Here is a 26,869-nt window from a genome sequence, read left to right on the forward strand (position 1 = left end):
AATGTCAAATAATATCGATGTTGTTGAAATATACACAGATGGAGCTTGTAGTGGTAATCCTGGTCCAGGTGGCTGGGCAGCAGTTTTACTGTATAAAGGAACAAGAAAAGAAATATCAGGATTTGAAGAAAATACTACAAACAATAGAATGGAATTAAAAGCAGTAATAGAAGCTTTGAAAGCCTTAAAAAGGCCTTGTAAAGTTAATTTATATAGTGACAGTAGTTATGTAATAAATGCCTTTAAAGAAGGCTGGCTTGAAAAGTGGCAGAAAAACAATTGGCTAAAATCAGATAAAACTCCAGTAGAAAATCAAGAGTTATGGAAAGAGCTTTTAGAGGTTTCAAAAAGACATCAAATCAATTGGATTAAAGTAAAAGGTCATGCAGATAGTGAATACAACAATTTATGTGATAGACTGGCTACAGAGCAAATAAAAAGAAACACTAAAAAGTTATAAGAGTTTTTAAGCTCAAGGAACCTTACTAAAAGGTTCCTTGAGCTTTTTAATAATTTTAAACGAAGTATCTAAATAGTTTGATTTAAGTATTATATTTATGGTATTATATATACAAGTAATTATACGAAATAACTATTTCGTATAATTAGAATTGTAGAAAGGAGTTTTGAGAATGACTAACAAAATTTCTAATAATACTTTCAATAATGGTTCTATTAAATATCCCCCTCTTCTTGAAGAATTTTTAAACTACTTCTCAACTGTAAAAGCCCGTTCTTATAATACTGTAAAAGCTTATGCTTATGATTTGGTTTTGTTTTTGCGCTTTTTAAAGCAAAGACGCGGAAAAGTTAGTCCTAATGTAGAATTTGATGAAATAGATATTTCTGATGTAGATGTTGATTTGATAGAATCTGTTGATTTAAACGACTTATACGCCTACCTTAACTTTGTAGCTAACGAAAGGTCTAATACTCCCCCTGCTCGTGCTCGAAAAGTAGCAAGTTTAAGGTCTTTTTATAATTATCTTTACAAAAAAGCTAAAGTGCTAAGCAAAAATCCTACTCAAGAGTTAGAATCGCCAAAACTTTCTGTAAGACAGCCTATTTACCTCACCCTTGATGAAAGCAAGAAGCTTTTAAATTCTATAGATGGGCCTTTTAAAGAAAGAGATTATGCAATTATCACTTTGTTTTTAAACTGTGGGCTCAGAGTTTCTGAACTGGTGAATATAAATCTAGACGACATAAAAGATGATAAACTAACTGTTATAGGAAAAGGAAATAAACAAAGAACAGTTTATTTAAATGATGCGTGTATTGATGCAATAAATACATATTTAGAAGTAAGACCTAAAGAAGGAGTCAAAGATAAAAAGGCTTTGTTTTTGAGTAAAAGGCTTAAACGCATAAGTGTTAAAACTGTACAATATACCGTAAAAAAACATTTAAAAAATGCTAATTTAGAAGGAAAAAAATATTCTGCCCATAAATTGCGCCATACAGCCGCGACTTTGATGTACAGATATGGTAATGTAGATATAAGGACTTTACAAAAGCTCCTAGGGCATTCTAACGTGTCTACGACGCAAATTTATACCCATGTAGATGATTCGCAATTAAAAGAAGCTGTAAATAAAAACCCTTTATCACAAAAGGAAGATTGAAAATAAAATTCAAGAGGAAAATCTTTCCTCTTGAATTTTATTTTGTAGCTTATTCTTCTTTGTAAATATTATTTAAAGCAATAGCTATTGCCAATTTTACTTGAGGATAAGTAAGACCACCTTGCACGTATGCGATATAAGGTTCTCTTATAGGTGCATCTGCACTTAACTCTATAGAAGATCCTTGTATAAATCCTCCTGCTGCCATTATGACTTTATCCTGATATCCTGGCATGTCCCACGGCTCAGGAATTACATGAGAGTCTACTGGGGACCCCATTTGTATTCCCTGGATGAAAGATATCAACTCTTTAGTAGTTTTAAATTTGATAGCTTGAACTATGTCAGTTCTTTCTTCGTCATATTTTGGAGTAACTTCATAGCCTAAGTCTGACATAATTTTCGCTAAAAGGACAGCTCCTTTTAAAGCTTGTCCTACCACTTGAGGTGCAAAAAATAACCCTTGTAAAATCAATCTATTTAAATCTAAAGAAGGACCTACCTCTTTTCCTATTCCAGGGGCATATAGCCTATAAGAAGAGTTTTCAACTAATTTCTTTTTTCCTACTACGTATCCACCTGTAGGGGCAATTCCCCCACCTATGTTTTTTATAAGAGAACCTGCTATAATGTCGGCTCCTACTTCTGTTGGTTCTTTTATCTCAGTAAATTCTCCATAGCAATTATCTACAAATATGATTACATCTTCTTTTACTTTTTTAATTTCACTAATTGCCTTTTCTATATCTTCTATCTTCAAAGACTTTCTATAGTCATATCCTTTTGATCGTTGAATCATCACCATTTTAGTTTTTGAGGTTATTGCTTTTTTTACACTTTCTATATCTATTTTTCCATCATTAAGGAGGGGAATTTCTTTATATATAACTCCGTATTCTTTTAAACTTCCCCTCCCCTCCCCTTTTATCCCTATTACTTCTTTTAACGTATCATAAGGCCTCCCACAAGCCGAAATTAGCTCTTCATTTGGTTTTAAATTGCCAAATAGGCATAATGCTATAGCATGAGTTCCAGATACGATTTGAGGCCTTACTAAAGCGTCTTCTGTGGCAAATATTCCTGCATATATTTTTTCGATTGTCTCTCGCCCAATGTCACCATATCCATAGCCAGTTGTGCCATTAAAATGGATATCGCTTAATTTGTTCTTTTGGAAATGATATATGACCTTATACTGATTGTACTCTACAGTCTTATCAATCTTTCTAAATGCAGGATAACAATCTTTTTCTGCTTTTTCTATAACTTCTATTATTTTTGAGTTTATATGGAAATTGTTCTGCAAAAATTTTTTTGTGTCCATTTTCTCAGTCCTCTCTAATGTCTATACTGTCTATTGTTATTAAATCTTCTTTAGTTATATTTATTTTGTTTAAAACTCTTACAGCCTGTTTTCTAATTGCTCTTTCTATGATATTCCTTACAAGGCGCGCGTTTCCTATTTCTCTTGAATTGTCGTCACGAATCAATATTTTCATTAATTTTTTCTTTGCACTTTCTGTAAGCTTATATTGCCTGTTTTTTACCATGACTTCCGCAATCTGAAGAAGTTCATCTATAGTATAATCAGGAAAATCTATCTGGATTGGAAACCTGGAGCAAAGTCCGGGATTGGTATTTAAAAAATATTCCATTTCGTGTTTGTAACCTGCTAATATAAGTATAAATTTATTCCTATTGTCTTCCATTTCTTTGACAAGAGTATCAATAGCTTCTTTGCCAAAGTCTTTTTCTCCACCCCTTGCCAAAGAATAAGCTTCATCTACAAACAAAATTCCTCCCAAAGCTTTTTTTACATTTTCACGGACCCTGTGAGCAGTATGTCCTATGTATTCTCCTACTAGATCAGCTCTCTCTACTTCAACTACATGGCCTTTTTCTAAAACTCCTATACTTTTTAAAAGTTTTCCTAATATCCTTGCTACAGTAGTTTTGCCTGTTCCTGGATTACCTTTAAATATCATATGTAATACTATAGGTTCAGTGGCTAATCCTTCCTTTTTACGCTTTATTTGCAGTTGCGAGAAAGCGTAAATTTCTTGTATAATTTCTTTCACTTTATTAAGGCCTATCAAAGAATTTAGCTCTTTTAAAGCTTCTTCTTGTAATTTTTTATCATCTACAGTTGTTGTGACTTCTTTAGGTTTATCTTCTGACTTTTTTTCTATTTTATATCCTTCAAAGAAAACTGGCCATATTCCCATCTACCACCACATCCCAATACCATTTTTATTGTTATTCTATGATATTGGGATGTGGAAAGTGAACAAATTTTACACTTCTACTTTTGCTTCTACATCTTCTTTAAAATCTGCTAAAATAGGGTTTACAATTTCCTTAATGTATTCTTCAGTCTGGCTTACAGCTCTTCCGGTAAATTTTATAGGGTCAACTAATTCTTTAATTTCTTCTTGGGAAAGTTTAAATCTTTGGTCATTTTGTATATAATCAAGCAACCTATTTTCTTCTCCATTTTTAACTTCTTCTGCCGCTTTTAAGGAGTATACTCTTATAGCTTCATGTAACTCTTGTCTGTCCCCACCTTTAAGTACAGCTTCCATTAAAATCTTTTCTGTAGCCATAAAAGGCAATTCCTTCATCACATTTTTTTCAATTACTTTTTTGTTTACTTTTAAACCAGACACAATGTTTATATAAAGATTTAATATAGCATCTGTGGCAAGGAACATTTCGGGTATTACAATTCGTCTGTTAGCTGAATCATCTAAAGTTCTTTCAAACCATTGAGCTGAAGAAGTAATAGATGCATTTAAAAGTGTGACAATAACATACCTACTTAAAGCTGCCATTCTCTCGCTTCTCATAGGATTTCTTTTATAAGCCATCGCAGAGGAACCTATTTGTTTTTCTTCAAAAGGCTCTTCAATTTCTCTCAAATGTTGTAAAAGCCTTAGGTCATTGCTGAATTTGTGAGCACTTTGAGCAATACCGCTCAATACAGACAAGAGCATAAAGTCATATTTTCTCGTATAAGTTTGCCCTGTCACGGGGAAGGACTTTTTATATCCCATTTTTTCTACTACTAATCTGTCTAGCTCTTTTACTTTTTCTTCATCACCACCAAAAAGTTCCATAAAACTTGCTTGTGTACCAGTGGTGCCTTTTACTCCTCTTAACATTATGTTTTCTCTTCTATATCTTAAATCTTGTAAATCGAGAATTAAATCTTGTATCCAAAGGCATGCTCTTTTACCAACCGTAGTAAGTTGAGCTGGTTGAAAGTGAGTATAACCTAAAGTAGGTAAATCTTTATATGTTAAAGCAAATTCGGATAGAACTTTTATTACTTTAAGAAGCTTCTTTTCAATTAGCTTAAAAGCCTTATCCATCAAAATAATGTCTGTATTGTCATCTACAAAAGCAGAGGTAGCTCCTAAATGGATTATAGGTTTTGCTTTGGGGCACAAAAGACCATAGGCATGTATGTGAGCCATAACATCATGTCGAAATTCTCTTTCGAATTTTTCCGCATCTTCATAGTTTATGTTGTCTATATTTTCTTCCATTTCTTTAATCTGCTCATCTGTAATATTGAGCCCTAATTCTTTTTGGCTTTTTGCCAAAGCTACCCATAATTTTCGCCAAGTTTTAAATTTTTCGTCGTCAGAGAAGATTTGGGCCATTTCTTTGCTAGCGTATCTTGTTATTAACGGATTCTGATAAGTATCTCGCATATTTACCTCCTCATTATGCTTTATTTAAAAATTCTTCGATTCTATTTAAGCCTTTTTCAATATTTTCAATGGAAGTAGCATAAGAAATCCTAATGTAATTGTCCATTCCGAAGGGCAAAGCAGGAACAACTGCTACATTTGCTCCTTCAATTAAAGCATTTGCAAAATCTATGGAACCTCTAATAATTTTTCCTTTTATTTCTTTTCCAATGTATTCGTCTATATTTACCATTACATAGAAAGCACCTTGAGGTTTATTTGATTTCAATCCTTTTATTTTATTTATCCTTTCAACCATATAAATTCTTCTTTTATTGAATTCTTCTGCCATTCTTTTAATAACAGTTTCATCTCCTGATAAAGCGGCTACACTGGCATATTGAGCAATTGAATTGGGATTTGAAGTGGTGTGACTTTGAATGTTTGACATAACCTTTGCAATTTCTAAAGAAGAAGCAGTATATCCAATTCTCCATCCCGTCATGGCATAAGCTTTAGACATACCGTTTACCAAAATTGTCATTTCTTTAATTTTTTCATTTAAAGAGGCGATACTGATGTGACTGCCTTCGTAAATTAATTTTTCGTATATTTCATCTGAAATGACAAAAATATTTGTTTCTTCAATAATTTTTACAAGTTCTTCTAACTCTTCTTTAGTATACACTGAGCCAGTTGGATTGTTGGGGGTATTTAAAATTAAAGCTTTTGTCTTAGAGGTAACAGCATTTTTTAATTCATCGGCTGTAATTTTAAAGTCATTTTCTGCTTTTGTTTTTACAAAGACAGGTTTTCCATAAGCCAATCTCACCATCTCAGGATAGCTTAACCAATAAGGTACAGGAATTATAACTTCGTCACCAGGATTTAAAATTGCACAAAGAGCATTATATATAGAGTGTTTTGCACCATTTGATATGACAATCTGTTCTGGTTGGTATTTAAGGCCGTTATCTTTTAAAAGCTTGTCGCATACTGCTTTTTTTAATTCGGAAATGCCTGAAGAAGGAGTGTATTTGGTGTAGCCTTTTTTTATAGCGTCAATTGCAGCTTCTTTTATGTAATCGGGTGTATCAAAATCTGGCTCTCCTACTCCGAAGTCTATAACGTCTACGCCTTGAGCTTTTAGCTGTTTTGCCTTTGCAGTTATTTCTAATGTCATAGAAGGGGTAATTTGTAAGGCATTTTGGGATAAATCCAATTTTTACACCTCCAGAGGGTTTTGTTATATGAATCACAATATTATTTTAACTTAATTATTTTGATATTTCTACAAAATTTTTAGCTTTACTTTTCAATATTTTTACATATTCATAGTCTAACTTTATGGTTCCTAAAAGGTCTCTGCCATCTACTTCTATACCGTGAAAATCTGAGCCTCCAGTTATGATTAACTTGTATTTTTTAGCTTTATTTAAATACTTTTTTACATCTTCAATAGTATGTTTTGAATGGTAAATTTCTATTCCGATTAAACCTTTTAGAGCTAATTCCTCAATAATACTGTCATCTTGAAGTAACCCGGGATGAGCTAGAACAGGAATACCTCCATTTTCTAAAATAAGGTTTATTGCTTCAAAAGGAGTGATTCTGTATCTTTCTACATAAGCAGGAGCACCTACCCCTATGTATTTTTCAAAAGCTTCTTTTACACTTTCTACATAATTCTTTTTCGCCATGGCTCTTGCTATATGAGGTCTTCCTATGAATTTTTCACTTGTGAATTCCAATACGTCTTCTATAGAAATATTAATCCCTAATTCATTTAATTTTTTTAAAATCGCTTTGGCTCTATCATTTCTCAACTTTTTCATTTCTTCCAACTTTTCAAAAAAATTTTTATCTTTGTAATTTATAAAATAACCCAAAATATGAACTTCTTGATTTTGATAATAGCAATTAAACTCAATTCCAGGAATAACTTCAATCTCATATTTAGCAGAAGCTCCCATGGCTTCTTCTAGCCCATCAACTGTATCGTGATCTGTCAAAGAAATACAACTAAGTCCATGTTCTTTTGCCAATCGAACTACTTCATATGGTGAATTAGTTCCATCGGAAGCTTTTGAATGCATGTGAAGGTCTGCAAACATTATATCCCAACCTTTCCGCTAAATTTTACCTTTGTAATTTAAAATAACCTGCAAAATGCAGGTTATTTTTTATCTTGGCTCTACAATTAACTTTATTGCTGTCCTTTCTTCACCGTCTATTTCAATGTCTGTAAAAGCAGGAATGCAAATTAAGTCAATTCCGCTGGGAGCTACAAACCCTCTTGCAATTGCAATGGCTTTTACAGCTTGATTTATTGCACCTGCACCTATCGCTTGTACTTCTGCACCTCCACGCTCCCTTAACACCCCTGCCAACGCTCCTGCTACAGCATTTGGATTAGATTTTGCTGAAACTTTTAACACTTCCATTGTTTTTCCCCCTTAAAGACAAATGATTTTCTCCTTGTTAATATTCTACATTTGTTTTAAAAATCCTCCTTTTTATGCATAAATTTTATTAATGCGTTCTATGCTATAGCATTTTCCTGTTATTTCATTAACAGAAATTACAATGGCATTTATTTGGGCAGGACCTTTTTTTGCAACTTCAAAGCGTACAGGTACAGAAGATGTAAATCTTTTAATTATTAATTCTTTATCTATTCCCAATATAGAATCACTAGGACCTGTCATACCCACATCAGTTATATAAGCTGTACCATTTTGTAATATTTTTTCATCTGCCGTTTGTACGTGAGTATGAGTGCCAAACACACAACTTACTTTTCCATCTAGAAAATATCCCATTGCTATTTTTTCAGAAGTAGCTTCTGCGTGAAAATCTACAAGAATTATATTAGCCTCTTTTTTTAGTTTTTCCACCTCTTCTAAAGCTATAAAAAAAGGATTTCTATTACAAGGCATAAAAGTTGTCCCCTGTAAATTTATAATACCGATTTTTGTGTTTTTAAAGCTAAGTATTACAGAACCCCTACCAGGTGTTCCCTCCAAATAATTAGCAGGTCTTATAATTCGCGCTTCTTCATCAATAAATTTTAATATTTCTTTTTGATCCCACACGTGATTTCCCATTGTTAATGCAGAAATTCCTATTTCGAAAAGTTCATCAGCAACTTTGCGAGTCAATCCATTACCTCCAGCAGCATTTTCTCCATTAGCTAAAACTATGTCAATATTATATTCTGATATTAATTCTTGCAAATGCTCTTTTAATATGTCTCTACCTGGTCTTCCAACTATATCACCAATGATAAGTATCTTCATTCTTAACCTCCAAAAATAATTTTCTTAAACTTATTATTACACAAACCTATGTATTAAAACAATAGCTAATGAAAATTTATAATGAAACTTTTAAAGCGTGCTCATCGCACGCTTTTTTTCAATCCTTTATTTTGCATAATCTACAGCTACTGTCTCTCTTATGACAGTCACTTTGATTTGACCTGGATATTCAACTTCTTCTTCAATTTTTTTGCTTATGTTTCGCGCTAAAATGACAATATCATCATCATTGACAATTTCAGGTTTTACCATTATTCTGATTTCTCTTCCTGCTTGTATAGCGTAAGACTTTTCTACACCTTCAAAAGAATTAGCAATTTGTTCTAACTTATCTAAACGCTTAATATAAGCCTCTAATGCTTCTCGTCTTGCACCTGGCCTTGCAGCAGAAATAGCATCTGCTGCTTGGACTAATACTGCTTCAACAGTCTGAGGCTCTACATCATTATGATGAGCCATTATAGCATGAATAACAGCATCAGATTCATGATATCTTTTAGCCAGTTCTGCACCTATCATGACATGAGGGCCTTCCACCTCATGGTCTACGGCCTTACCTATATCGTGTAAAAGTCCTGCTCTTTTAGCAACTATGGCATCTGCACCCAATTCATAAGCCATAAGTCCTGCCAAATGAGCTACTTCGATTGAGTGTTTCAACACATTTTGACCGTAACTAGTTCTAAATTTAAGTCTTCCTAATAACTTAATTAGCTCGGGATGCAAACCGTGAATTCCTACTTCAAAAGCCGCTTCTTCTCCTGCTTTGATTATCATGTTGTCTACTTCTTTTTTAGCCTTTTCTACCATTTCCTCTATTCTTGCGGGATGTATTCGCCCATCTTCGATTAATTTTTCCAACGCAATCCGCGCAACTTCTCTTCGTATAGGGTCAAAGCCTGAAATAACAACAGCCTCAGGAGTATCATCTATTATAAGGTCAATTCCTGTCAATGTCTCTATTGTCCTTATATTTCTACCTTCCCTACCTATTATGCGACCTTTCATTTCATCATTAGGAAGGGTAACAACAGACACAGTTGTTTCTGCAGCATGGTCAGCCGCACAACGTTGAATGGCATTGCTAATTATTTCCCTTGCTTTCATTTCTGCTTCTTCTTTGGCTTTGTTTTCCATTTCTTTAATCATTACAGCCATTTCATGTTGTATATCTTTTTGAACACTTTCTAATAAAATGGTTTTTGCTTCTTCACGGCTTAGTCCCGAAATCCTTTCTAATTCTTCTATTTCTTTTTGATGGAGTAAATAAATCTGTTCTTCCAATTGTTGAATTTCTTTTTGTTTTTCTTCTAGAAGATTTTCTTTTTGTTCTAAAGTTTCAGCTCTTTTATCCAGGGTTTCTTCTTTTTGAAGAAGTCTTTTTTCTAAACGCTGTAATTCACCTCTGCGATCTCTTATTTCTTTTTCTAAATCGGTTCGCATGCGGTGAATTTCTTCTTTAGCTTCTAATAAGAGCTCTCTTTTTTTATTTTCAGCGTCTCTTTTTGCACTTTCTAATATGGTTCGCGCTAAATCTTCTGCGCTTTTTATTTTGGATTCTGCAATAATCTTTCTTGACAAATAACCAATTAGAAAGCCGACTACTATTGCAATAAGTGCTGTGATTATCAATTGAACATAGCTAATACTCTTACACCTCCTTAGTAGTTATTCATATTTTATTTTAGACCCTTTTCAAAATTATGTCAAGTTATAAATCCTTTTCTTTCAAGGCATCGCTAATGTTCTCAACTTGAAAACCATTGTTGTAAAGATAGTTTTTTAACTTTTTAGTTTGTTCTTGGGATTTTAATTTTTTTTCAATTATTTTTTTTATTATTTCAACCTCTTTTTCTTCAGGATAAAAATTGTTTAAACTTTCTTGGATCAATTCTTTGCTAATTCCTTTTTTTACAAGTTCGTAATAAATTTTCCGCCTGCTATACAATTGGTTTATTTTTTGTTCTATAAATAATTTGGTATAAACTTCGTCATTAATATAGTTATAGCTTTTCAGCTTTTCAATAACACTTTTTATAATATTCTCTTCAAAACCTTTCATTTCAAGCTTTTGAGAAAGTTCTTTTTCTGTTAACATTTTTCTTGATAAGAGTTTAAATGCGCAGTCAGTCGCTTGTCTTGTTGCGATATAGTTTACATAATAATTATACTGTTTACTATCTATTTCTCTTCCTTCCTCTATGCCTAAGTGGCTTAAATCTTCTAAATTGCAACTAAAGGCATATTCTTCGTCTATGTAAACATTATATTGCGTTTTATTTTTTTTCTGTTTTTCTATAGTAGTGATTATCATGTTTATTTCTCCTTTTGTAATAAAATAACCCCAGAAATAAGGGGTCATTCTACTGCATCAGAGGAGGATTTTATTTTATTATAAGCTAGATTGAAATTTTCTCTAATTTTTCTTTCAATTTCATCAGCAATTTCTTTGTTTTCTTTTAAAAATTGCTTTGCGTTTTCTCTTCCTTGTCCTAATCGTATATCTCCATATGAATACCAAGCACCACTTTTTTCAATTATGTCTATACTTGCGCCAATATCCAAAATGCTTCCTTCTCTTGAAATACCTTCTCCATACATTATATCGAATTCTGCTTGTTTAAAAGGCGGAGCAATTTTATTTTTTACAACTTTGACACGGGTTCTATTTCCGATTATTTCATTTCCTTGTTTTATTGCATCCACTTTTCTCACATCTAGTCTTATTGTAGCATAAAATTTCAGAGCTCTTCCTCCAGGGGTTGTTTCAGGATTTCCAAACATAACACCTACTTTTTCTCTAAGCTGGTTTATAAAAACCACAATAGTTTTAGACTTACTGGTGACCCCTGCTAATTTTCTCAAAGCTTGAGACATAAGTCTCGCTTGAAGCCCTACATGGCTATCTCCCATTTCACCATCAATCTCCGCCTTAGGTACTAAAGCAGCAACAGAGTCTATCACAATTATGTCAACAGCACCACTTCTAACAAGGGCTTCTGCAATTTCTAAGGCTTGTTCACCCGTATCAGGCTGCGCCACCAATAAGTCCTCAATATTGACCCCAAGATTTTTTGCATATACAGGATCAAGAGCATGTTCTGCATCTATAAAAGCACCCGTTCCTCCCATTTTTTGTGCTTCTGCTATCATATGTAGCGCTAAGGTGGTTTTTCCTGAAGACTCAGGGCCAAAAATTTCTATGATCCTCCCTCTGGGGACACCTCCGACACCTAAAGCAATGTCTAATTCAAGAGAACCTGTAGGTATTACTTCTACGTTCAATTTTGCAGTATCTCCCAATCTCATGATAGAGCCCTTACCAAACTGCCTCTCTATCTGGCTTATAGCCATTTCTAAAGCCTTTTGTTTTTCTATCATTTATTATTTACCTCCCAAGAATACAAGGTATAGTATTAAATTAATTATATATTAATGGTCACAACTAGTCAATTTTTATCCCCAGAAGATATCTTCTTACAATGTCTAAAGCATGTAGTACTGTCCTTGTCCTTATTTTACTTCTATCACCACTTAACATTAGTTTTTTTACATAGACTTTCTCTGAAGTAGAAAATCCTACATAGACCAATCCTACCGGCTTTTCAGGTGTTCCACCTGTAGGCCCTGCAATTCCAGTAGTAGACAAACCAAAATCAGCATTGGCCAATTTTCTTACATTTTCTGCCATTTCTTTTGCTGTCTCATGGCTTACTGCTCCATAAATTTCTAAAGTAGATTTTTTAACTCCTAAAATTTTTTCTTTGGCTTCATTACTGTAAGAAACAATACTTAAATTAAAGACTTTTGAAGCCCCTGATACATCTGTTATCTTTTTTGCCAATAAACCACCTGTACAAGATTCAGAGACAGCAAGAGTTAATTTGTTTTTTTGCAGCATTTTTACCACGACTTCTTCCATTTCTTCCTCATCTGCAGCGTATATATAGTCACCTATGATACCTTTAATCCTTGATTCCATATCCTCAATCATTTCTGAAATTTCTTTGTCATCATGTCCTTTTGCAGTTATTCTCAAAATTACATATCCATCACCTACTAAAGGAGCAACAGTAGGATTAGAATTAAACAAAAGAGGTCTTACCATTTCTTCCACTTTTGATTCACCTAGGCCAAATATTTTGATTACGCGTGATTTTATAGTTTCATTAGTTTTGCTTTTAAGATAAGGATATACAGATTCCTCAAACATTGGAATTAGCTCCGAAGGTGGACCAGGCAAAATTATGATGATTTTGCTATCTTTTTCTATTATACAGCCAGGAGCTGTTCCATTTTTATTTGGTATAATCTTTGCGCCTTCTGGGAAAAAAGCTTGTTTGAAATTGTTCATAGTAGGTGTTTGTCCTATTTTTTCAAAAAATCTTATTATCTCTTCTTTCGCTTCAGCATTTTCTACAAGAGGAAGACCTAAAAAAGAAGCCACTGTCTCTTTTGTAATGTCATCAACAGTAGGACCTAATCCACCTGTTGTTATTATAAGGTCAGAGCGGTTAACAGCGATATTTAAACATTCTTTTAATCTTTCTTCGTTATCTCCAACGTTAGTATGGAAATATATATCTATGCCCAAAAGAGCCAATTTTTCAGATAAATATTTAGCGTTAGTATTTAAAATTTGTCCTAATAAAAGCTCTGTGCCAACAGAAATAATTTCTCCTCTCAATTAAAACACCTCTTTAATCTTTGAATAAATTTTTAGATTTTATAATATAATCTACACCCGAATAAATTGTCAAAATTAAAGCTATATACACCATTATAGTGTCGAAAGGAAAATTTATAAGGCTAAAAGGGTAATTATTAAGCATCAGTGCAATTACTGCTATCATTTGAAAAGTAGTTTTGTATTTCCCGTAATTGCTGGCAGCAATGACAATTCCCTTATCAGCAGCAACTGTCCTAATACCTGTTATTAAAAATTCCCTTGCTAATATAACTACTACAATCCAACTTTGAATACGTTCCATTTGCACTAAGGCTATTAGAGCGGAAGAAACCATTATTTTGTCTACCAGTGGGTCCATAAATTTTCCGAAATTAGTTATTTGATTAAACCTTCTTGCCACATATCCATCAAATTTGTCGGTCAATGCTGCAAGTGAAAATATTCCTGCAGCTATAAAATCGTTGTAGGGACCTCTGACAAGCATAAAAAACATAAAAATAGGTATTAAAAAAAGTCTTAACATTGTAAGTTTGTTTGCTAAATTCATTAATATTCCCCCACCAAATCGTACTCATAGGCATCGGTTATAGTTGCTACCACAAAATCTCCAGCTTTGAGTTTTTTGTTGCTTTTTATATAAACAACACCATCAATCTCAGGGGCATCCATATAACTTCTGCCATAATATATTCCATCTTTAAAGCCTTCAATTAGTACCTCTAACTGCTTCCCCACTTTTGAAAGATTATGTTGATAAGAAATTTCTTTTTGTATCTCCATCAACTCTTGTTGTCTTTTAATTTTGACACTCTTTTTAATTTGAGGCTTTATATAATACGATTTAGTTCCCTCTTCTCGAGAATATGTGAAAACTCCTACTCTCTCAAATCTTTTTTCTTTTATGAACTGTTTTAAATCCTCAAATTCTTCTTCCGTCTCTCCAGGAAAACCTACTATGAAAGTGGTACGTATTACCATGTTTGGAATTTTACGTAACCTACTTATAACCTTTTCTATTTTTTGTCTATTAGTATTTCTATTCATTCTTTTTAGGACTTCATCATGAGAATGTTGTAAGGGAATATCTATATATTTTACTATTTTTTCATTGTTTTTTATCTCTTCAACAAGTTCTTCTGTTACACTATCAGGATATGCATAAAGTAACCTAATCCACTTTAAACCATCAATCTTAGAGATTTCTTTTAAAAGTTGGGGCAGCATAAATTTTTTATAAACGTCTATTCCATATTTTGTAGTGTCTTGAGCAATGAGTATAAGTTCTTTTGCACCTTTTTTGACGAGTTCTTCGGCTTCTCTAAGTATGTCCTCCATTTTGCGACTTCTGTATCTTCCCCTAATCTTTGGAATTATGCAAAAAGAGCAGGCATTACTGCAACCTTCTGCGATTTTTAAATAAGCGTAATAATTTGGCGTAGTTAAAATGCGCTGTATTCCTTCATCATTTAGTAAATTAGCGTGTCCATATTCTAAAACAGTTTTTCCTTTTTCTATTTTTTCTATTACTTCTGCAATTTTGGGGAAATCTCCAGTGCCAATTACTGCATCTAATTCGGGAAGTTCTTTTAATAATTCTTTATTATATCGTTCAGACAAACAGCCAGTTGCAATAAGGTATTTTAGCCTGCAGTTTTTAAGTTTTCCCATCTCAATGATGTACTCTATCGACTCTCTTTTTGCATCCTCTATAAAGCCACAAGTATTTATAATGAGTATGTCAGCTTTATGTTCATCATTTACTATGTTATAACCTTTTTCTTTTAAAATCGCTAACATTTTTTCTGAATCAATTGTGTTTTTGGGACATCCAAGGGATATAATACCTACATTTTTCATCTGCATTTCCTTTCTATTTTAAGATTCTTCTAATATTTTTTTTATTTCCTCTTTTGATACAAGAATTTGCCTTGGCTTAGAACCATCATAACCGCTTATAATACCTTTTTGCTCTAATTGATCTATAATTCGAGCAGCTCTTGCATACCCAATCCTTAATCTTCTTTGTAACATTGAAATAGAAGCCTGCCCTGTTTCTAAAATTACAGAAATAGCATCTTCTAATAATTCATCCTCTTGTTGCTCAAAAATTTTTCCATTTGTCTTTTCCTCAATTTCTATTTCTTCGTATTGAGGATTAGAATGATTTTTTAAAAAAGTTACTACAGCTTCTACTTCTTCTTCAGAGATAAAAGCCCCTTGAATTCGCATAGGTTTTGCTGCTCCTATAGGGTTAAAAAGCATATCGCCTTTTCCTAAAAGTTTTTCTGCACCTGCCATATCCAAGATTGTTCTTGAGTCAATTTGAGAAGATACAGCAAAAGAAATCCTTGAAGGAATATTGGCTTTAATAACTCCTGTTATGACATCAACAGAAGGTCTTTGGGTAGCAATGACCAAATGAATGCCAGCTGCTCTTGCCATTTGAGCTAACCTAAATGTATATTCCTCTACTTCTGCAGGAGATGCTACCATTAAGTCAGAAAGTTCATCAATTATGATTACAATTTTATATAAGCTGTTTTCTTTGTATTTTTCGTTATAGCTGTCTATATCTCTAACTCCATATTGGGCAAATAAGTTGTAACGTCTGGTCATTTCTTGTACTGCCCAATTTAAGACACCTGCTGCTTTTTTAGGGTCTGTAACAACAGGAGTTAAGAGATGAGGAACACCGTTATAAATATTAAGTTCTACTACTTTGGGATCTATCAATATCATTTTTACCTGTTGGGGAGAGGCTTTGTATAGCAAACTCACTATAAGAGAATTTATGCAAACACTTTTACCAGAACCTGTAGCACCTGCTATGAGTAAATGAGGCATTTTAGACAAATCTGCTATGACAATATTACCTGCGATATCCTTTCCTAAACCAATTGCTAAGTCTGATTTAAAATTTCTAAACTTTTTGCTATCTATTACTTCTCTCAAATATACTGGTGCTATTTTATCATTTGGAACTTCTATTCCAATAGCAGATTTACCAGGAATAGGCGCTTCTATTCTCACAGAAGGTGCAGCTAGACTTAAAGCAATGTCATCCGTTAGGCTTACGATTCTGCTAACTTTGACTCCTGCACTAGGTTGCAATTCAAAACGAGTAATTGCAGGCCCTTTTGTCACTTGGATAACTTTTGCATCAACTCCGAAGTTTTTAAGGGTGTCTTCTATTTTTTTTACTTTTTCCATTAACACTTCATTTTTTATTTTTGGTGGGGGAATTGCCTCTTTTAAAAGAGTTATAGGAGGAGGAAGATACTCGCTTTCTATATCCTCTTCTTTATCTTTTGTACCTTTTTCATAGATTTTTCTTTCTTCTTCTAGTTGTTCAATTATATCAATTGTTCTATTTTTTTCTATTATATTTTCTGCTAAAGGTGTGAAATCTTCCTGAAAAGTAGAGGTAGAAATTACTTCCTTCTCATGGTCTGTTTTTTTTACCTTTTTTCTACGTTGTTTAAACTTCTGATAGGAAGATTCCATCAGGTTTACAATAGATACATTTGTAATAAGCACTATAAAAATTGCCAAAGAAGAAAACAATAATATGTAGCTTCCTGTGATACCTAAAAGTTTTACTAAAAAATATACCAGTAAAGCAGCAACAACTCCTCCACCCATATTGTCTATACCATGAGTGTAAGCGGCTGAAATATAATTTTTTAATCCCTCATTAGAAGGGAAATAATACAAATGATCTAAACTTATGATGGTTAGAAAAAATCCAAAAAGTGCTGCAGCTTTATGTAATTTTATAAAATCTCGATTATTAAAGAGAAACATCAATGCAAATACTAAAAGTAAAGCAGATACAACATAAGAACCTATCCCAAAAGAACCCTTTAAAAAAATTTTTATGTTTTTACCTATAGCACCTGTTGTATCTGTATAAAGACTTAAAAAAGAAATAAGTGTAAAAGCCAAAAATATAATTCCAATGATTTCATTTTTGAGAGACTTTTGTTTTTTATCAATCATATATACCACCTATTTATAATTTCTTCTATAAAAATTTTAGTATTAATTATGTAAAATAGCAACAAAAAAATAGATGTGCTAATTTTTTAAACACATCTATTATAACACAAAAATTTTTCTAATAAATACTTATCATGCTTCCTGGAGTATATTTTACATCTAGGTAATCAAAAGGATTAGTAGAATACATTCTTTGAATTATATAATTTCCATTTGAGAGTTTTTCTAATACTAACTGCTTATTCCCCATCTTTAATTCTATGTAATTGGTGGGTATATCCTCTTTTTTTTCAAAAATTAATTCATAGGGAATTATTGTATATAGCATTATTCTTCACCTTTCTTTTTTTCTCTTTCTTCTATCATATTGTGTAACCTCTTTAAAGCTTCTTTGATACCCCCTATTTCGTCAATCAAACCGTAATCTACTGCTTCTTTTCCAACTAAAATTGTTCCTATATCGTTGGCTAATTCTCCAGTTTTAAGCATAAGCCCCATAAAAGTTTCTCTTTTTATTTTTGAATTTCGCACAATAAATTCCACTATTCTATCTTGCATTTTGTTAAAATAGTCAAAAGTTTGGGGAACTCCTACTATTAATCCTGTCATTCTGATAGGGTGTATTGTCATGGTAGCACTGGGAACTATGTAAGAATAATTTGCTGAAACTGCTAAAGGAACCCCGATACTGTGACCTCCACCTAATACTATAGATACAGTAGGCTTAGAAAGGCTTGCTATCATTTCTGCGATAGCAAGGCCTGCTTCCACATCTCCTCCTACAGTATTTAATAAAATTAAAACTCCTTTTATATTAGGGTTTTCTTCTATTGCTACCAATTGTGGTATTATGTGTTCATACTTTGTGGTTTTGTTTTGTGGAGGCAGTATCATGTGGCCTTCAATTTGCCCTATTATAGTAAGACAATGAATATTGCTTTCAAAATTAGGTACGTTTGTCTGGCCTAAATTTTTTAAATTCTCCTGAACAGGTGGTAAAATCTGAGGTTGTTCTGTTTCTTCATTTTTTAAAAAATTGCCCATCTTTATCACGCTCCTAATAATTAGTATAAAAAAAAAGCGCAATAGTATGCGCTTCCCTTTTAAAGATTAAATTCGTCATGTAAAACTCTAACTGCTTCTTCAGCTTTATCTTGACTTACAAGGCAAGAAATAGTATTATGAGAGTCAGCTGTTTGATAAATTTCTATATTATGGCTTGATAATGCCTTTATTACTCTTGCCATTACTCCTGGAACGCCTCTTATTCTATTACCAATTATAGAGACTTTTGAGCAATTAGTTCTGTAGGAATATTTTATATTGTTTTCTTCAAGAAGTTTTTGTAACTTTTTAAAATCCATATCTGATATTGTAAAAACTTGTTTTTCAGGAAAAATATTTATAAGGTCAATGCTTATTTTTTCTTCTGCAATTTTTTCGAATATACTTTCTGTATTTTCACTGTTTTCTAGCACGATTTGAACTCTATGGTCCATATTGGCAATTCCAGTGACTAATTTATCTATATCGTAAATATTATCGTAAGCCTCATTATATTGAGTTATAATAGTGCCTGGACTGTCTGACATGGTATTTTTTATAACAAGGGGTATATTACCTCTCATTGCTATTTCTACCGCTCTGGGATGTACTACCTTTGCTCCTTGTTCTGCAAATTGGAATACTTCATTATAACTTATTTTTTTCAAAATATGGGCTTTTGAAACGATGCGAGGATCTGCTGTCATTATTCCATCTACATCTGTATATATTTCTACCGCGGAAGCTTTTAGAGCTTCACCTAAAAGAGCAGCAGTTGTATCACTGCCTCCTCGTCCTAACGTAGTTAAATCTCCTTCTTCTGTGATACCTTGAAAACCTGCTACTACAGGAATAATTCCCTCTTTTAAACTTTCTAAAAGCCTTGTTGGTTCTACTTTTATAATTTCCGCATTGCCAAAATTATCATCTGTTATAATGCCTGCTTGTCCTCCGGTAAATACTTTTGCTTTATAACCCTTCTTTGATAGGGTTGCAGCAAAAGTCACACTGGAAATTATTTCACCACAATTCATCAATAAATCTAATTCTCGTTTTGAAATATTACTATCTATTGATTTAACCATGTTTATTAGAGTGTCTGTGGCATAAGGGTCTCCATCTCTTCCCATTGCAGAAACTACTACTACAACGCTAAAACCGTTTTTAACTGCTTCAATTACTTTTGAGGTAGCCTTTTCTCTTCTCTCGGGTGTTGATACAGAAGTTCCACCAAATTTTTGTACCAATATTTTCACGTTCTCATCCTTTCTTTTGAGGTATCTAAGTTGACACATTTTATATGTTGACACATTTTATATTATTATACTTCATTAAAGTGATAAAGAAAAGTAATATTTTTAATAAAACCGTCTTTTATTTTCTTCGAATTCCACGATAAGCATGTCGTCACCAATTTTTCTTATAGAGTCCCAACTTATTTCAATATAGTTTGTCTTTCCTCTAAATAAACCCTTTGATTCATATACTATTATTGAATGAATCCTTCCTGTTTCTTCATCAATAACTAAATCTGAATCTTCTACTAATCCCCATCTTCTTCCATCTGTTAAATTTACAATTTCTTTATTTCCAAATTCGCTTAACCTCATAAAAATCCTCCTTATATACCGGTATGGCCAAATCCTCCATCATCTCTTTTTGTTTCTGAAAGGATTTCTGCCTCTACTATTGTTGGTCTCACTATCTGATTGATTACCATTTGAGCAATCCTTTGTCCCCTTGCGATTTTGACTGCTTCTTTTCCTAAATTGATGACTATCAATTTTATTTCTCCTCTGTAATCAGAATCAATTGTGCCAGGAGTATTTAAAAGGGTTATTCCATAGTTTAAAGCTAGGCCACTTCTTGGCCTTATTTGGGCCTCAAAATTTGGAGGAAGTTCAATTTGTATACCTGTTGGAATTAATTTTATTTGACCAGGCTGTAATATGACTTCCTCTTTAACATTAGCATATAAATCCATCCCAGCGGCTCCTTCACTCATATAAGTAGGCAAAGGTAAGTCTTTAGCATCATCAGTTTTTTTAATCTTAAGTATTATTGACATTTTCTAACCACCCTTTATCTCTTTTGTTTAATTTTCCAACCACGGCTATGCTTATGTCATCAGGATATATAATTTTTTTAGCTAAGTCATTTATTTCCTCGTAATTTAAGTTATCTATTGTTTGAAGTATTTCCTCTACAGTATACACTTTGTTAAATAAAAGCATGGATTTCCCTATTGTGCTCATTCTACTGCTTATACTGTCCAAATCCATTAACACGTTTATGCGAAGTTGTTCTTTAAATTTATCAATCTCTTCTTTTGCTAAACCTTTTGAATGCACTTCTTCCATTTCTTTTAAAATTAAGTCATATACCTTCTTAAAATTATTAGCGTTCATACTAGCAAAAATAGAAAAGACCCCAGCATGGTGATAGGTAGAAGGATAAGAATAAATCGAGTAAACCAATCCCTTATCTTCTCTTATTTTTTGAAATAGTCTTGAACTCATTCCTCCGCCAAAAGCATTATTAATGACGGCTAAAGCATATACTTTCCTTAAGTCGTAAGTTATCCCAGGTAAACCAATACATAAATTTACCTGTTCAAAATCTTTTTCATAAAAAGTTTTGTTTTTATGCCAAATTGGAGAAGTCAATTGAGAAATAACATTAGTTTTTTGAATTTTTGATAAATATTTTTGCAGTATTTCATAGATATCATCGTCAAAATTTCCAGCTATCGAGATGACTATGTTATCTTTGTTATAATGAGAATTATAATAATCTACAATTTGTTTTTTGTTTAGCTTTTTAACAGTAGAAAAAGTACCAAGTACAGGAAAAGACAAGGGATGTCCCTTCCATATTGTTTTTGCTAAAAGGTTGTAAGCTACGTCTTCAGGAGAATCTAATTCTGTCAATATTTCTTCAAAGATGACTTGCTTTTCCTTTTCTATGTCTTCTTCCTTAAAGGCAGGGTTAAATACCATATCAAAAAGTATATCAAGACCTTGTTTTACGTGAGTATTTAAGACTTTTATATAAAAACAGGTACTTTCTTTTTCAGTAAAGCCGTTTAACTGCCCACCAATACTATCCGTTTCTTCCGCAATTTGCTTTGCGCTTCTTAGCTTAGAACCTTTAAAAACCATGTGTTCTATAAAATGAGATATTCCATTTATAGTTTTATGTTCGTACATAGAGCCTGCTTTAATCCATATCCCTATGTATACAGAATATGCGTGGGGAATCTTACAAGTTACAACTTTTACTCCTTCAATAATCTTTTGTTCGTACATTTTATCCTCCTTTGCAAATTTAATTATTATTATAGCAAATTTAATTGTTATCTACAATTACCTCCGATACTTTAGTTATTTTATAACCTTTTTCTTTAAGTTGTTTTATTATCTGGGGCAATGCTTCCACGGTATTTTGAGTAGGGTGCATTAACACAATAGCACCATTGTGATATTTAGTCATAACTCTATCTACAATTGTTTGAGGACTTGGATTATTCCAATCTATAGTGTCCAAACTCCATAGAATAACTTTATATCCTAATTGTTCTGCTACTTTTACTACTTCATCATTGAAATCACCATACGGTGGTGCAAAAAGGGTAGGCTTTGTTCCTGTAATTTTCTCTAAAATTTCACCGCTTTTTTTAATATCTTCTTCATATTGTTGCCTACTTAAATTTGTATATTTTACATGTGTGTATCCATGACTTCCGATTTCATGGCCTTTTTGATAAATATCTTTTACAACATTAGGATTTTTTTCTGCCCATTTTCCTTCAAAAAAAAATGTAATATGGATGTTGTTATCTTTAAAAATATCTAACATTTTTGGTATGTACTCATCTCCCCATGCGACGTTGCAAGCAAAGGCAATCTTTTTTTCCTTTGTATCTCCTTTATAAATAGGTTCATTGCTGTTAAAAACAGAAACACTGCGTGTAATTATGTAAATTAAAAAGATGAGCAATAATATTACTAAAGAAAAAATAATCCAAAAGCTTTTTTTAGGATATTTTATATAAAATATTTTCATTATAACACCACCCGTTGATATTCTCACTTTAATTTTATTCAAACAGGCGGTGAATATATTACTAAAAAATAAAAAACATAAACCGTGGGTCGGTTTATGCCTTTAGTTTCTTTCTTCTTCCTCTTCATCAGGCAATGCGTCTTTTCTTGAAAGGCTTATTCTCCCTAGTTTATCTATTTCTGTGACTTTTACCAATATGTCATCGCCAACCTTTACTACATCTTCTACTTTTTGTACCCGTTTTTTTGATAGCTTAGAAATGTGGACAAGTCCTTCTTTACCAGGAGCAATTTCTACAAAAGCTCCAAAGGGTGTTATTCTAAGCACTTTTCCTAAATAAATTTCTCCTACTGCTATATCTTTTGTTATAGCCTCAATCATTTGCTTAGCTCTTTCGCCAGATCTCAAATCAGAAGCAGTAATGTATAACCTACCGTCTTCTTCAATATCAATTTTTACTCCCGTTTCTGCAATAATTTTACTTATGGTTTTGCCACCAGGTCCGATTATTTCTCTAATTTTTTCAGGGTCAACTACCATCCTTATAACACGAGGTGCGTATACTGATAACTGTTTTCTTGGCTCTTTTATAACTTCTAACATTTTGCTAAGAATGTATAGTCTCCCATTTCGGGCCTTTTCTAAAGCCATTTTTAAAATTTCTTTGTCAATTCCAGGAATTTTTATATCCATTTGTATTGCTGTGATCCCATATTCTGTGCCTGCTACTTTGAAGTCCATATCCCCTAAAAAGTCTTCAATTCCTTGTATATCAGTGAGTACAGAAACTACATCTCCTTCCTTGATAAGCCCCATAGCTACTCCTGCAACTGGAGCTTTTATTGGAACTCCTGCATCCATTAAAGCTAAAGTACTTCCGCAAACACTAGCTTGAGAAGTAGAACCATTGGAACTTAAAACTTCTGACACTAATCTTATAGTATAGGGAAATTCCTCTTCAGAAGGAATCACCGGTTCTAAAGCCCTTTCTGCTAAAGCTCCATGACCAATTTCCCTTCTACCGGGACCTCTTAGAGGCCTTACTTCTCCAACACTGTAGGGTGGAAAATTGTAATGATGCATATATCTTTTTGCTTCTTCATCTCCTATGCCATCTAAAATCTGAATATCTCCTAATGCACCTAATGTTGCTACTGTAAGCACTTGAGTTTGTCCTCTTGTGAAAATCGCTGAACCGTGGGTTCTGGGTAGCACTCCTACTTCGCACCATATTGGTCTTATGTCATCAAGGCCCCTGCCATCTACTCTCATTCTTTCCTCTGTTATCATTTTTCGCATTTGTTCTTTCATTATATTATAAAGTACTTCATCTATATCAGCAAGATTATCAGGATATTCTTCTTTAAAGTGCTCTAAAACTTCTTGTTCAACTTTATCTAAGTTATCATTTCTCTCTTTCTTTTCTGCTGTTCTTAACGCATTGTATATTTTTTCTGTTGCATAGGCTCTTACTTTTTCCTCTAGTTCTTTGTCTATTTCATGTAAAATTACTTCGCTTTTCGGAATACCTACTTCTTTAACTATTCCTTCTATAAACTCTACAATCTGTTTGATATATTCGTGAGCATACATTATAGCATCTAGCATAGTTTCTTCAGGGATCTCTTTTGCCCCTGCTTCCACCATTACAATAGCATCTTTTGTTCCTGAAACCACCAAATGCATTAAGCTTTTTTCTCTTTGCTCATGGTTAGGATTAATTATAAATTGCCCATCGACTAATCCTACTGCTACCGCTCCTGTAGGACCATTAAAAGGAATATCAGAAATTGAAAGAGCAACAGAGGAACCAATCATTGCGACTATTTCTGGTTGTACATCAGGGTCAACAGATAAAACTGTAGCTATAACTTGCACGTCATTTCTATAACCATGTGGAAATAAAGGCCTAATTGGTCTGTCAATTAACCGAGCAGAGAGAATTGCCTTTTCACTAGGTTTTCCTTCTCTTTTTATGAAACCACCAGGAATTTTACCAACAGAGTACAGTCTTTCTTCATACTCAACAGTTAAAGGAAAAAAGTCAATCCCTTCTCGGGGTTCTTTGGAAGCACAGGCGGTAACTAGAACGACAGTATCCCCGTATTTTACCCAAGCTGCTCCATTTGCTTGTTGAGCTACTTTTCCTATCTGGACTAACAACTTTCTCCCGGCTAGTTCCATTTCAAAAGTTCGTTCTTCCATGTTATCCTCCTTTCGTAAAATTTTATAGAAAATAGAGCGAGGTATCTCGCTCTATTTTCTTAAATCTAATTTTTCAATAATGGCACGATACCTTTCCATATCTGTTTTCATTAAATAATTTAACAGTGCCCTCCTTTGCCCAACCATTTTAAGAAGACCTCTTCTTGAATGATGGTCTTTTTTATGAACTTGCAGATGAGCATTTAAGTTATTTATTCTCTCAGTTAAAAGGGCAATTTGAACTTCTGGAGAACCTGTGTCAGTATCGTGGAGCTTGAACTTATTGATTATTTCTGCCTTTCTTTCTTTGTCTAGCACTTTTTTCACCCCCATCTTTTAGAATACGCCTTATGCATAGAATACCGCTGGAGATACGGATATCAAAGCATAAGGTAAATTCGCTATTTTATTTTATCACATAATATTTCTGTTGTAAAATATTTTTGAAGTTTTTAGCATAATTAATATCTTTAAAAACTTGTTCTTTTAAGGCTTCTAAATTTTGAAATTTAATTTCATCTCTTATTCTTGTTATAAATTCAACTTCTAAATATTTGCCGTATAAATTTTCATTGTAATCTAAAATGTAAGATTCGACAGAAATGTTTTTGCCACCAAAAGTAGGCTTAGAGCCAACATTTGTGACAGCTATATAAAATTTGTCTTCTATTATTACTCGCGTTACATATACTCCTGCTTTTGGCAAAACCAAATCTTCTGATATTTGCAGATTAGCAGTAGGGAAACCTAATTTTCGCCCAATTTCTTGTCCATGAATCACTTTTCCTCGCAATGAGAAAAAACGTCCTAATAACTCATTGGCTTTCTCAATTTTACCGGATTTTATTAATTCCCTGATATAGCTGCTGCTTACTACAATACCTTCCCTTATAACTGGTGGGATAACATAAACTTTATATGAATATATTTTGGAATATTTTTTTAATGTATTTACATTCCCTAAAGCTTTGTAGCCAAATCTATAATTATGTCCCACCACTGCTATTTTAATGTTTAATAGCTCTACTAAAAATTTTTTTATAAATTCTTCAGCAGTTAATTTAGAAAAACTTTCAGTAAAGTCAAAAAATATTCCATAATCAAGGTTAAATTGCTTTAAAATTTCTACCTTTTTTTGATAAGTAGTTATAAGCTCTGGTTGCTTGTCAGGGATTAAAATTTTTGAAGTATGCTGTTTAAAAGTGAAAACAGCGCTCGCTAAATTATTCTCTTTAGAAAGAGCTATTGTTTGCTTAATTAATTCCTGGTGACCTATATGAACTCCATCAAAATTGCCTAAAGCTATTACTTTGGCCTCTTTGTATTTTGACACATTGCTTTCATCAACAATCTGCAAATTATCATTTCCCCCTCAAAGAAGTCTTTTTGGACGGATTTTATTTCGCTCTAAAATCCCAATGCCGAGAAATTTACCATTATTATCATATAACTTCAAAAGTGAAGTTTCAATAGGATATCTACTTTGAATAAATTGGCCTTTTAAAATTTTTTCAGCTTCCATTTTATTTAATTGTACAGAAGGTAATTTAATAAACTTATCTATTGGCTGCAACAATACTTTCTTCTCTTTTATTTCTTCAAGAGTATATGCATCTTCTATTTTAAAAGCACTAACCTCTGTTCTTATCAACATAGACATATATCCCGGCATATTTAATTTTTCGCATATATCTCTTACTAAAGCTCTCACATAGGTGCCTTTAGAACATTTCACATCTATTAATACTCGATAAGGTGGTTCATACTCAACTAATCCAATATCGTATATGGTAACTTCAATAGGTGGAATATCAATTCTTTTACCTTCTCTTGCATATTCGTATAACTTTTTTCCTTTTATTTTCTTTGCAGAATACATTGGAGGAATTTGTTTTATTCTCCCTTTAAATTTATTTAAAACTTGCCTTAATTCTTCTTCTCTCAGAATCCTTACAGGCCCGCTTTTTACAATTTTGCCGCTTTTATCCAAAGTGTCTGTAGTAAAGCCAAAGGTTATTTCAAATCTATATCTTTTATCCTGCTCAAGAAGATAAGAGACAAATTTAGTGGCATTTCCTATACAAACAGGCAGTACTCCTGCTGCATCCGGGTCTAATGTTCCTGTATGGCCTACTTTTCGTATATTATAGATTTTCCTAATAAAATCTACAACATCATGGGAAGTCATACCAGGAGGCTTTAAAATATTGAGTACTCCTTCCAATT

The 26,869-nt window shown here is 32.9% G+C and carries 27 protein-coding genes; 2 read left to right on the forward strand and 25 right to left on the reverse strand.

Annotated features, from left to right (window positions below):
- The first annotated feature begins 1 nt into the window (after nt 1).
- Nucleotides 2–460 (forward strand): ribonuclease HI, encoded by a 459-nt coding sequence (gene rnhA, locus THYS13_RS02635; RefSeq protein WP_042833030.1) that lies wholly within the window; start codon nt 2–4, stop codon nt 458–460.
- Between the two features lie 172 nt (nt 461–632).
- On the forward strand, nt 633–1,625 hold the full coding sequence (locus THYS13_RS02640; protein WP_042833031.1) for a tyrosine recombinase XerC: 993 nt from the start codon (nt 633–635) through the stop codon (nt 1,623–1,625).
- Between the two features lie 49 nt (nt 1,626–1,674).
- Here THYS13_RS02640 and THYS13_RS02645 read toward each other — a convergent pair whose 3' ends face one another.
- From THYS13_RS02645 to truB, 25 genes are all read right to left on the reverse strand, one after another.
- Entirely contained in the window at nt 1,675–2,949 is a 1,275-nt protein-coding gene (locus THYS13_RS02645; RefSeq protein ID WP_042833033.1) for a methionine gamma-lyase family protein, read from the reverse strand.
- A gap of 4 nt (nt 2,950–2,953) precedes the next feature.
- The gene (gene spoVK / locus THYS13_RS02650; protein WP_042833034.1) at nt 2,954–3,850 is read right to left on the reverse strand and encodes a stage V sporulation protein K; all 897 of its coding nucleotides are present in this window, start codon (nt 3,848–3,850) and stop codon (nt 2,954–2,956) included.
- Nucleotides 3,851–3,919: 69 nt separating this feature from the next.
- Entirely contained in the window at nt 3,920–5,341 is a 1,422-nt protein-coding gene (gene purB, locus THYS13_RS02655; RefSeq protein ID WP_042833035.1) for an adenylosuccinate lyase, read from the reverse strand.
- A 13-nt stretch (nt 5,342–5,354) separates the two neighbouring features.
- Entirely contained in the window at nt 5,355–6,542 is a 1,188-nt protein-coding gene (locus tag THYS13_RS02660) for a pyridoxal phosphate-dependent aminotransferase (RefSeq protein ID WP_042833036.1), read from the reverse strand.
- 55 nt (nt 6,543–6,597) lie between these two features.
- Nucleotides 6,598–7,434, reverse strand: coding sequence for a PHP domain-containing protein (locus THYS13_RS02665; protein ID WP_042833037.1), 837 nt, complete (start codon nt 7,432–7,434; stop codon nt 6,598–6,600).
- Nucleotides 7,435–7,503: 69 nt separating this feature from the next.
- Nucleotides 7,504–7,764: a stage V sporulation protein S gene (locus THYS13_RS02670; RefSeq protein WP_042833038.1), complete on the reverse strand. Its 261-nt coding sequence runs from the start codon at nt 7,762–7,764 to the stop codon at nt 7,504–7,506.
- A 72-nt stretch (nt 7,765–7,836) separates the two neighbouring features.
- On the reverse strand, nt 7,837–8,619 hold the full coding sequence (locus tag THYS13_RS02675) for a TIGR00282 family metallophosphoesterase (RefSeq protein WP_042833039.1): 783 nt from the start codon (nt 8,617–8,619) through the stop codon (nt 7,837–7,839).
- A gap of 126 nt (nt 8,620–8,745) precedes the next feature.
- Nucleotides 8,746–10,272 (reverse strand): ribonuclease Y, encoded by a 1,527-nt coding sequence (gene rny / locus THYS13_RS02680; protein WP_042833040.1) that lies wholly within the window; start codon nt 10,270–10,272, stop codon nt 8,746–8,748.
- Between the two features lie 79 nt (nt 10,273–10,351).
- Complete coding sequence (locus THYS13_RS02685; RefSeq protein WP_042833041.1) at nt 10,352–10,954, reverse strand: regulatory protein RecX; 603 nt, start codon at nt 10,952–10,954, stop codon at nt 10,352–10,354.
- A gap of 44 nt (nt 10,955–10,998) precedes the next feature.
- Entirely contained in the window at nt 10,999–12,021 is a 1,023-nt protein-coding gene (recA, locus tag THYS13_RS02690) for a recombinase RecA (protein WP_042833042.1), read from the reverse strand.
- A gap of 64 nt (nt 12,022–12,085) precedes the next feature.
- The gene (locus THYS13_RS02695) at nt 12,086–13,327 is read right to left on the reverse strand and encodes a competence/damage-inducible protein A (protein WP_042833043.1); all 1,242 of its coding nucleotides are present in this window, start codon (nt 13,325–13,327) and stop codon (nt 12,086–12,088) included.
- A 13-nt stretch (nt 13,328–13,340) separates the two neighbouring features.
- Nucleotides 13,341–13,877 (reverse strand): CDP-diacylglycerol--glycerol-3-phosphate 3-phosphatidyltransferase, encoded by a 537-nt coding sequence (pgsA, locus tag THYS13_RS02700; RefSeq protein ID WP_042833044.1) that lies wholly within the window; start codon nt 13,875–13,877, stop codon nt 13,341–13,343.
- A complete protein-coding gene (gene rimO, locus THYS13_RS02705; RefSeq protein ID WP_042833045.1) occupies nt 13,877–15,187 on the reverse strand; it encodes a 30S ribosomal protein S12 methylthiotransferase RimO in 1,311 nt (436 codons plus the stop codon). The genes pgsA and rimO overlap by 1 nt, the downstream gene beginning before the upstream one ends.
- An 18-nt stretch (nt 15,188–15,205) precedes the next feature.
- Nucleotides 15,206–17,329, reverse strand: a complete 2,124-nt coding sequence (locus THYS13_RS02710) for a DNA translocase FtsK (protein ID WP_042833046.1) — start codon at nt 17,327–17,329, stop codon at nt 15,206–15,208.
- A gap of 118 nt (nt 17,330–17,447) precedes the next feature.
- The gene (locus THYS13_RS02715; protein WP_042833047.1) at nt 17,448–17,657 is read right to left on the reverse strand and encodes a YlzJ-like family protein; all 210 of its coding nucleotides are present in this window, start codon (nt 17,655–17,657) and stop codon (nt 17,448–17,450) included.
- Nucleotides 17,657–18,373 carry a ClpP family protease gene (locus THYS13_RS02720; RefSeq protein ID WP_042833048.1) on the reverse strand — a complete coding sequence of 239 codons (717 nt, stop codon included), beginning with the start codon at nt 18,371–18,373 and terminating at the stop codon, nt 17,657–17,659. The genes THYS13_RS02715 and THYS13_RS02720 overlap by 1 nt, the downstream gene beginning before the upstream one ends.
- A gap of 59 nt (nt 18,374–18,432) precedes the next feature.
- Entirely contained in the window at nt 18,433–19,629 is a 1,197-nt protein-coding gene (gene dapG, locus THYS13_RS02725) for an aspartate kinase (RefSeq protein WP_042833049.1), read from the reverse strand.
- A 102-nt stretch (nt 19,630–19,731) separates the two neighbouring features.
- Nucleotides 19,732–19,983, reverse strand: a complete 252-nt coding sequence (locus THYS13_RS02730) for a YlmC/YmxH family sporulation protein (RefSeq protein ID WP_042833050.1) — start codon at nt 19,981–19,983, stop codon at nt 19,732–19,734.
- A gap of 11 nt (nt 19,984–19,994) precedes the next feature.
- Complete coding sequence (gene dut / locus THYS13_RS02735; RefSeq protein WP_042833051.1) at nt 19,995–20,441, reverse strand: dUTP diphosphatase; 447 nt, start codon at nt 20,439–20,441, stop codon at nt 19,995–19,997.
- A complete protein-coding gene (locus THYS13_RS02740; RefSeq protein WP_042833052.1) occupies nt 20,425–21,681 on the reverse strand; it encodes a pitrilysin family protein in 1,257 nt (418 codons plus the stop codon). The genes dut and THYS13_RS02740 overlap by 17 nt, the downstream gene beginning before the upstream one ends.
- A gap of 40 nt (nt 21,682–21,721) precedes the next feature.
- Entirely contained in the window at nt 21,722–22,438 is a 717-nt protein-coding gene (locus tag THYS13_RS02745) for a polysaccharide deacetylase family protein (RefSeq protein ID WP_042833053.1), read from the reverse strand.
- A 102-nt stretch (nt 22,439–22,540) separates the two neighbouring features.
- A complete protein-coding gene (locus tag THYS13_RS02750; protein WP_042833054.1) occupies nt 22,541–24,643 on the reverse strand; it encodes a polyribonucleotide nucleotidyltransferase in 2,103 nt (700 codons plus the stop codon).
- 51 nt (nt 24,644–24,694) lie between these two features.
- Entirely contained in the window at nt 24,695–24,961 is a 267-nt protein-coding gene (gene rpsO / locus THYS13_RS02755; protein ID WP_014062884.1) for a 30S ribosomal protein S15, read from the reverse strand.
- Between the two features lie 88 nt (nt 24,962–25,049).
- Nucleotides 25,050–26,000 (reverse strand): bifunctional riboflavin kinase/FAD synthetase, encoded by a 951-nt coding sequence (locus THYS13_RS02760; protein WP_042833055.1) that lies wholly within the window; start codon nt 25,998–26,000, stop codon nt 25,050–25,052.
- Nucleotides 26,001–26,015: 15 nt separating this feature from the next.
- Nucleotides 26,016–26,867 (reverse strand): tRNA pseudouridine(55) synthase TruB, encoded by an 852-nt coding sequence (gene truB / locus THYS13_RS02765; protein WP_042833056.1) that lies wholly within the window; start codon nt 26,865–26,867, stop codon nt 26,016–26,018.
- Between the last annotated feature and the right edge of the window lie 2 nt (nt 26,868–26,869).

This window comes from Thermoanaerobacter sp. YS13, assembly GCF_000806225.2.
Taxonomy (GTDB): Bacteria; Bacillota; Thermoanaerobacteria; order Thermoanaerobacterales; family Thermoanaerobacteraceae; genus Thermoanaerobacter; species Thermoanaerobacter uzonensis.

Excerpts from the sequence above, each read along its gene's own strand:
- THYS13_RS02720 (WP_042833048.1), bottom strand. The coding sequence starts at position 18,373 with ATGGGCAATTTTTTAAAAAATGAAGAAACAGAACAACCTCAGATTTTA.
- THYS13_RS02745 (WP_042833053.1), bottom strand. The coding sequence starts at position 22,438 with ATGAAAATATTTTATATAAAATATCCTAAAAAAAGCTTTTGGATTATT.
- THYS13_RS02640 (WP_042833031.1), top strand. The coding sequence starts at position 633 with ATGACTAACAAAATTTCTAATAATACTTTCAATAATGGTTCTATTAAA.
- recA (WP_042833042.1), bottom strand. The coding sequence starts at position 12,021 with ATGATAGAAAAACAAAAGGCTTTAGAAATGGCTATAAGCCAGATAGAG.
- rnhA (WP_042833030.1), top strand. The coding sequence starts at position 2 with ATGTCAAATAATATCGATGTTGTTGAAATATACACAGATGGAGCTTGT.
- THYS13_RS02740 (WP_042833052.1), bottom strand. The coding sequence starts at position 21,681 with ATGTACGAACAAAAGATTATTGAAGGAGTAAAAGTTGTAACTTGTAAG.
- THYS13_RS02675 (WP_042833039.1), bottom strand. The coding sequence starts at position 8,619 with ATGAAGATACTTATCATTGGTGATATAGTTGGAAGACCAGGTAGAGAC.
- THYS13_RS02750 (WP_042833054.1), bottom strand. The coding sequence starts at position 24,643 with ATGGAAGAACGAACTTTTGAAATGGAACTAGCCGGGAGAAAGTTGTTA.
- spoVK (WP_042833034.1), bottom strand. The coding sequence starts at position 3,850 with ATGGGAATATGGCCAGTTTTCTTTGAAGGATATAAAATAGAAAAAAAG.
- rimO (WP_042833045.1), bottom strand. The coding sequence starts at position 15,187 with ATGAAAAATGTAGGTATTATATCCCTTGGATGTCCCAAAAACACAATT.
- THYS13_RS02685 (WP_042833041.1), bottom strand. The coding sequence starts at position 10,954 with ATGATAATCACTACTATAGAAAAACAGAAAAAAAATAAAACGCAATAT.
- THYS13_RS02665 (WP_042833037.1), bottom strand. The coding sequence starts at position 7,434 with ATGTTTGCAGACCTTCACATGCATTCAAAAGCTTCCGATGGAACTAAT.
- THYS13_RS02715 (WP_042833047.1), bottom strand. The coding sequence starts at position 17,657 with ATGCTATATACAATAATTCCCTATGAATTAATTTTTGAAAAAAAAGAG.
- purB (WP_042833035.1), bottom strand. The coding sequence starts at position 5,341 with ATGCGAGATACTTATCAGAATCCGTTAATAACAAGATACGCTAGCAAA.
- THYS13_RS02670 (WP_042833038.1), bottom strand. The coding sequence starts at position 7,764 with ATGGAAGTGTTAAAAGTTTCAGCAAAATCTAATCCAAATGCTGTAGCA.
- dut (WP_042833051.1), bottom strand. The coding sequence starts at position 20,441 with ATGTCAATAATACTTAAGATTAAAAAAACTGATGATGCTAAAGACTTA.
- THYS13_RS02730 (WP_042833050.1), bottom strand. The coding sequence starts at position 19,983 with ATGAGGTTAAGCGAATTTGGAAATAAAGAAATTGTAAATTTAACAGAT.
- THYS13_RS02645 (WP_042833033.1), bottom strand. The coding sequence starts at position 2,949 with ATGGACACAAAAAAATTTTTGCAGAACAATTTCCATATAAACTCAAAA.
- THYS13_RS02710 (WP_042833046.1), bottom strand. The coding sequence starts at position 17,329 with ATGATTGATAAAAAACAAAAGTCTCTCAAAAATGAAATCATTGGAATT.
- pgsA (WP_042833044.1), bottom strand. The coding sequence starts at position 13,877 with ATGAATTTAGCAAACAAACTTACAATGTTAAGACTTTTTTTAATACCT.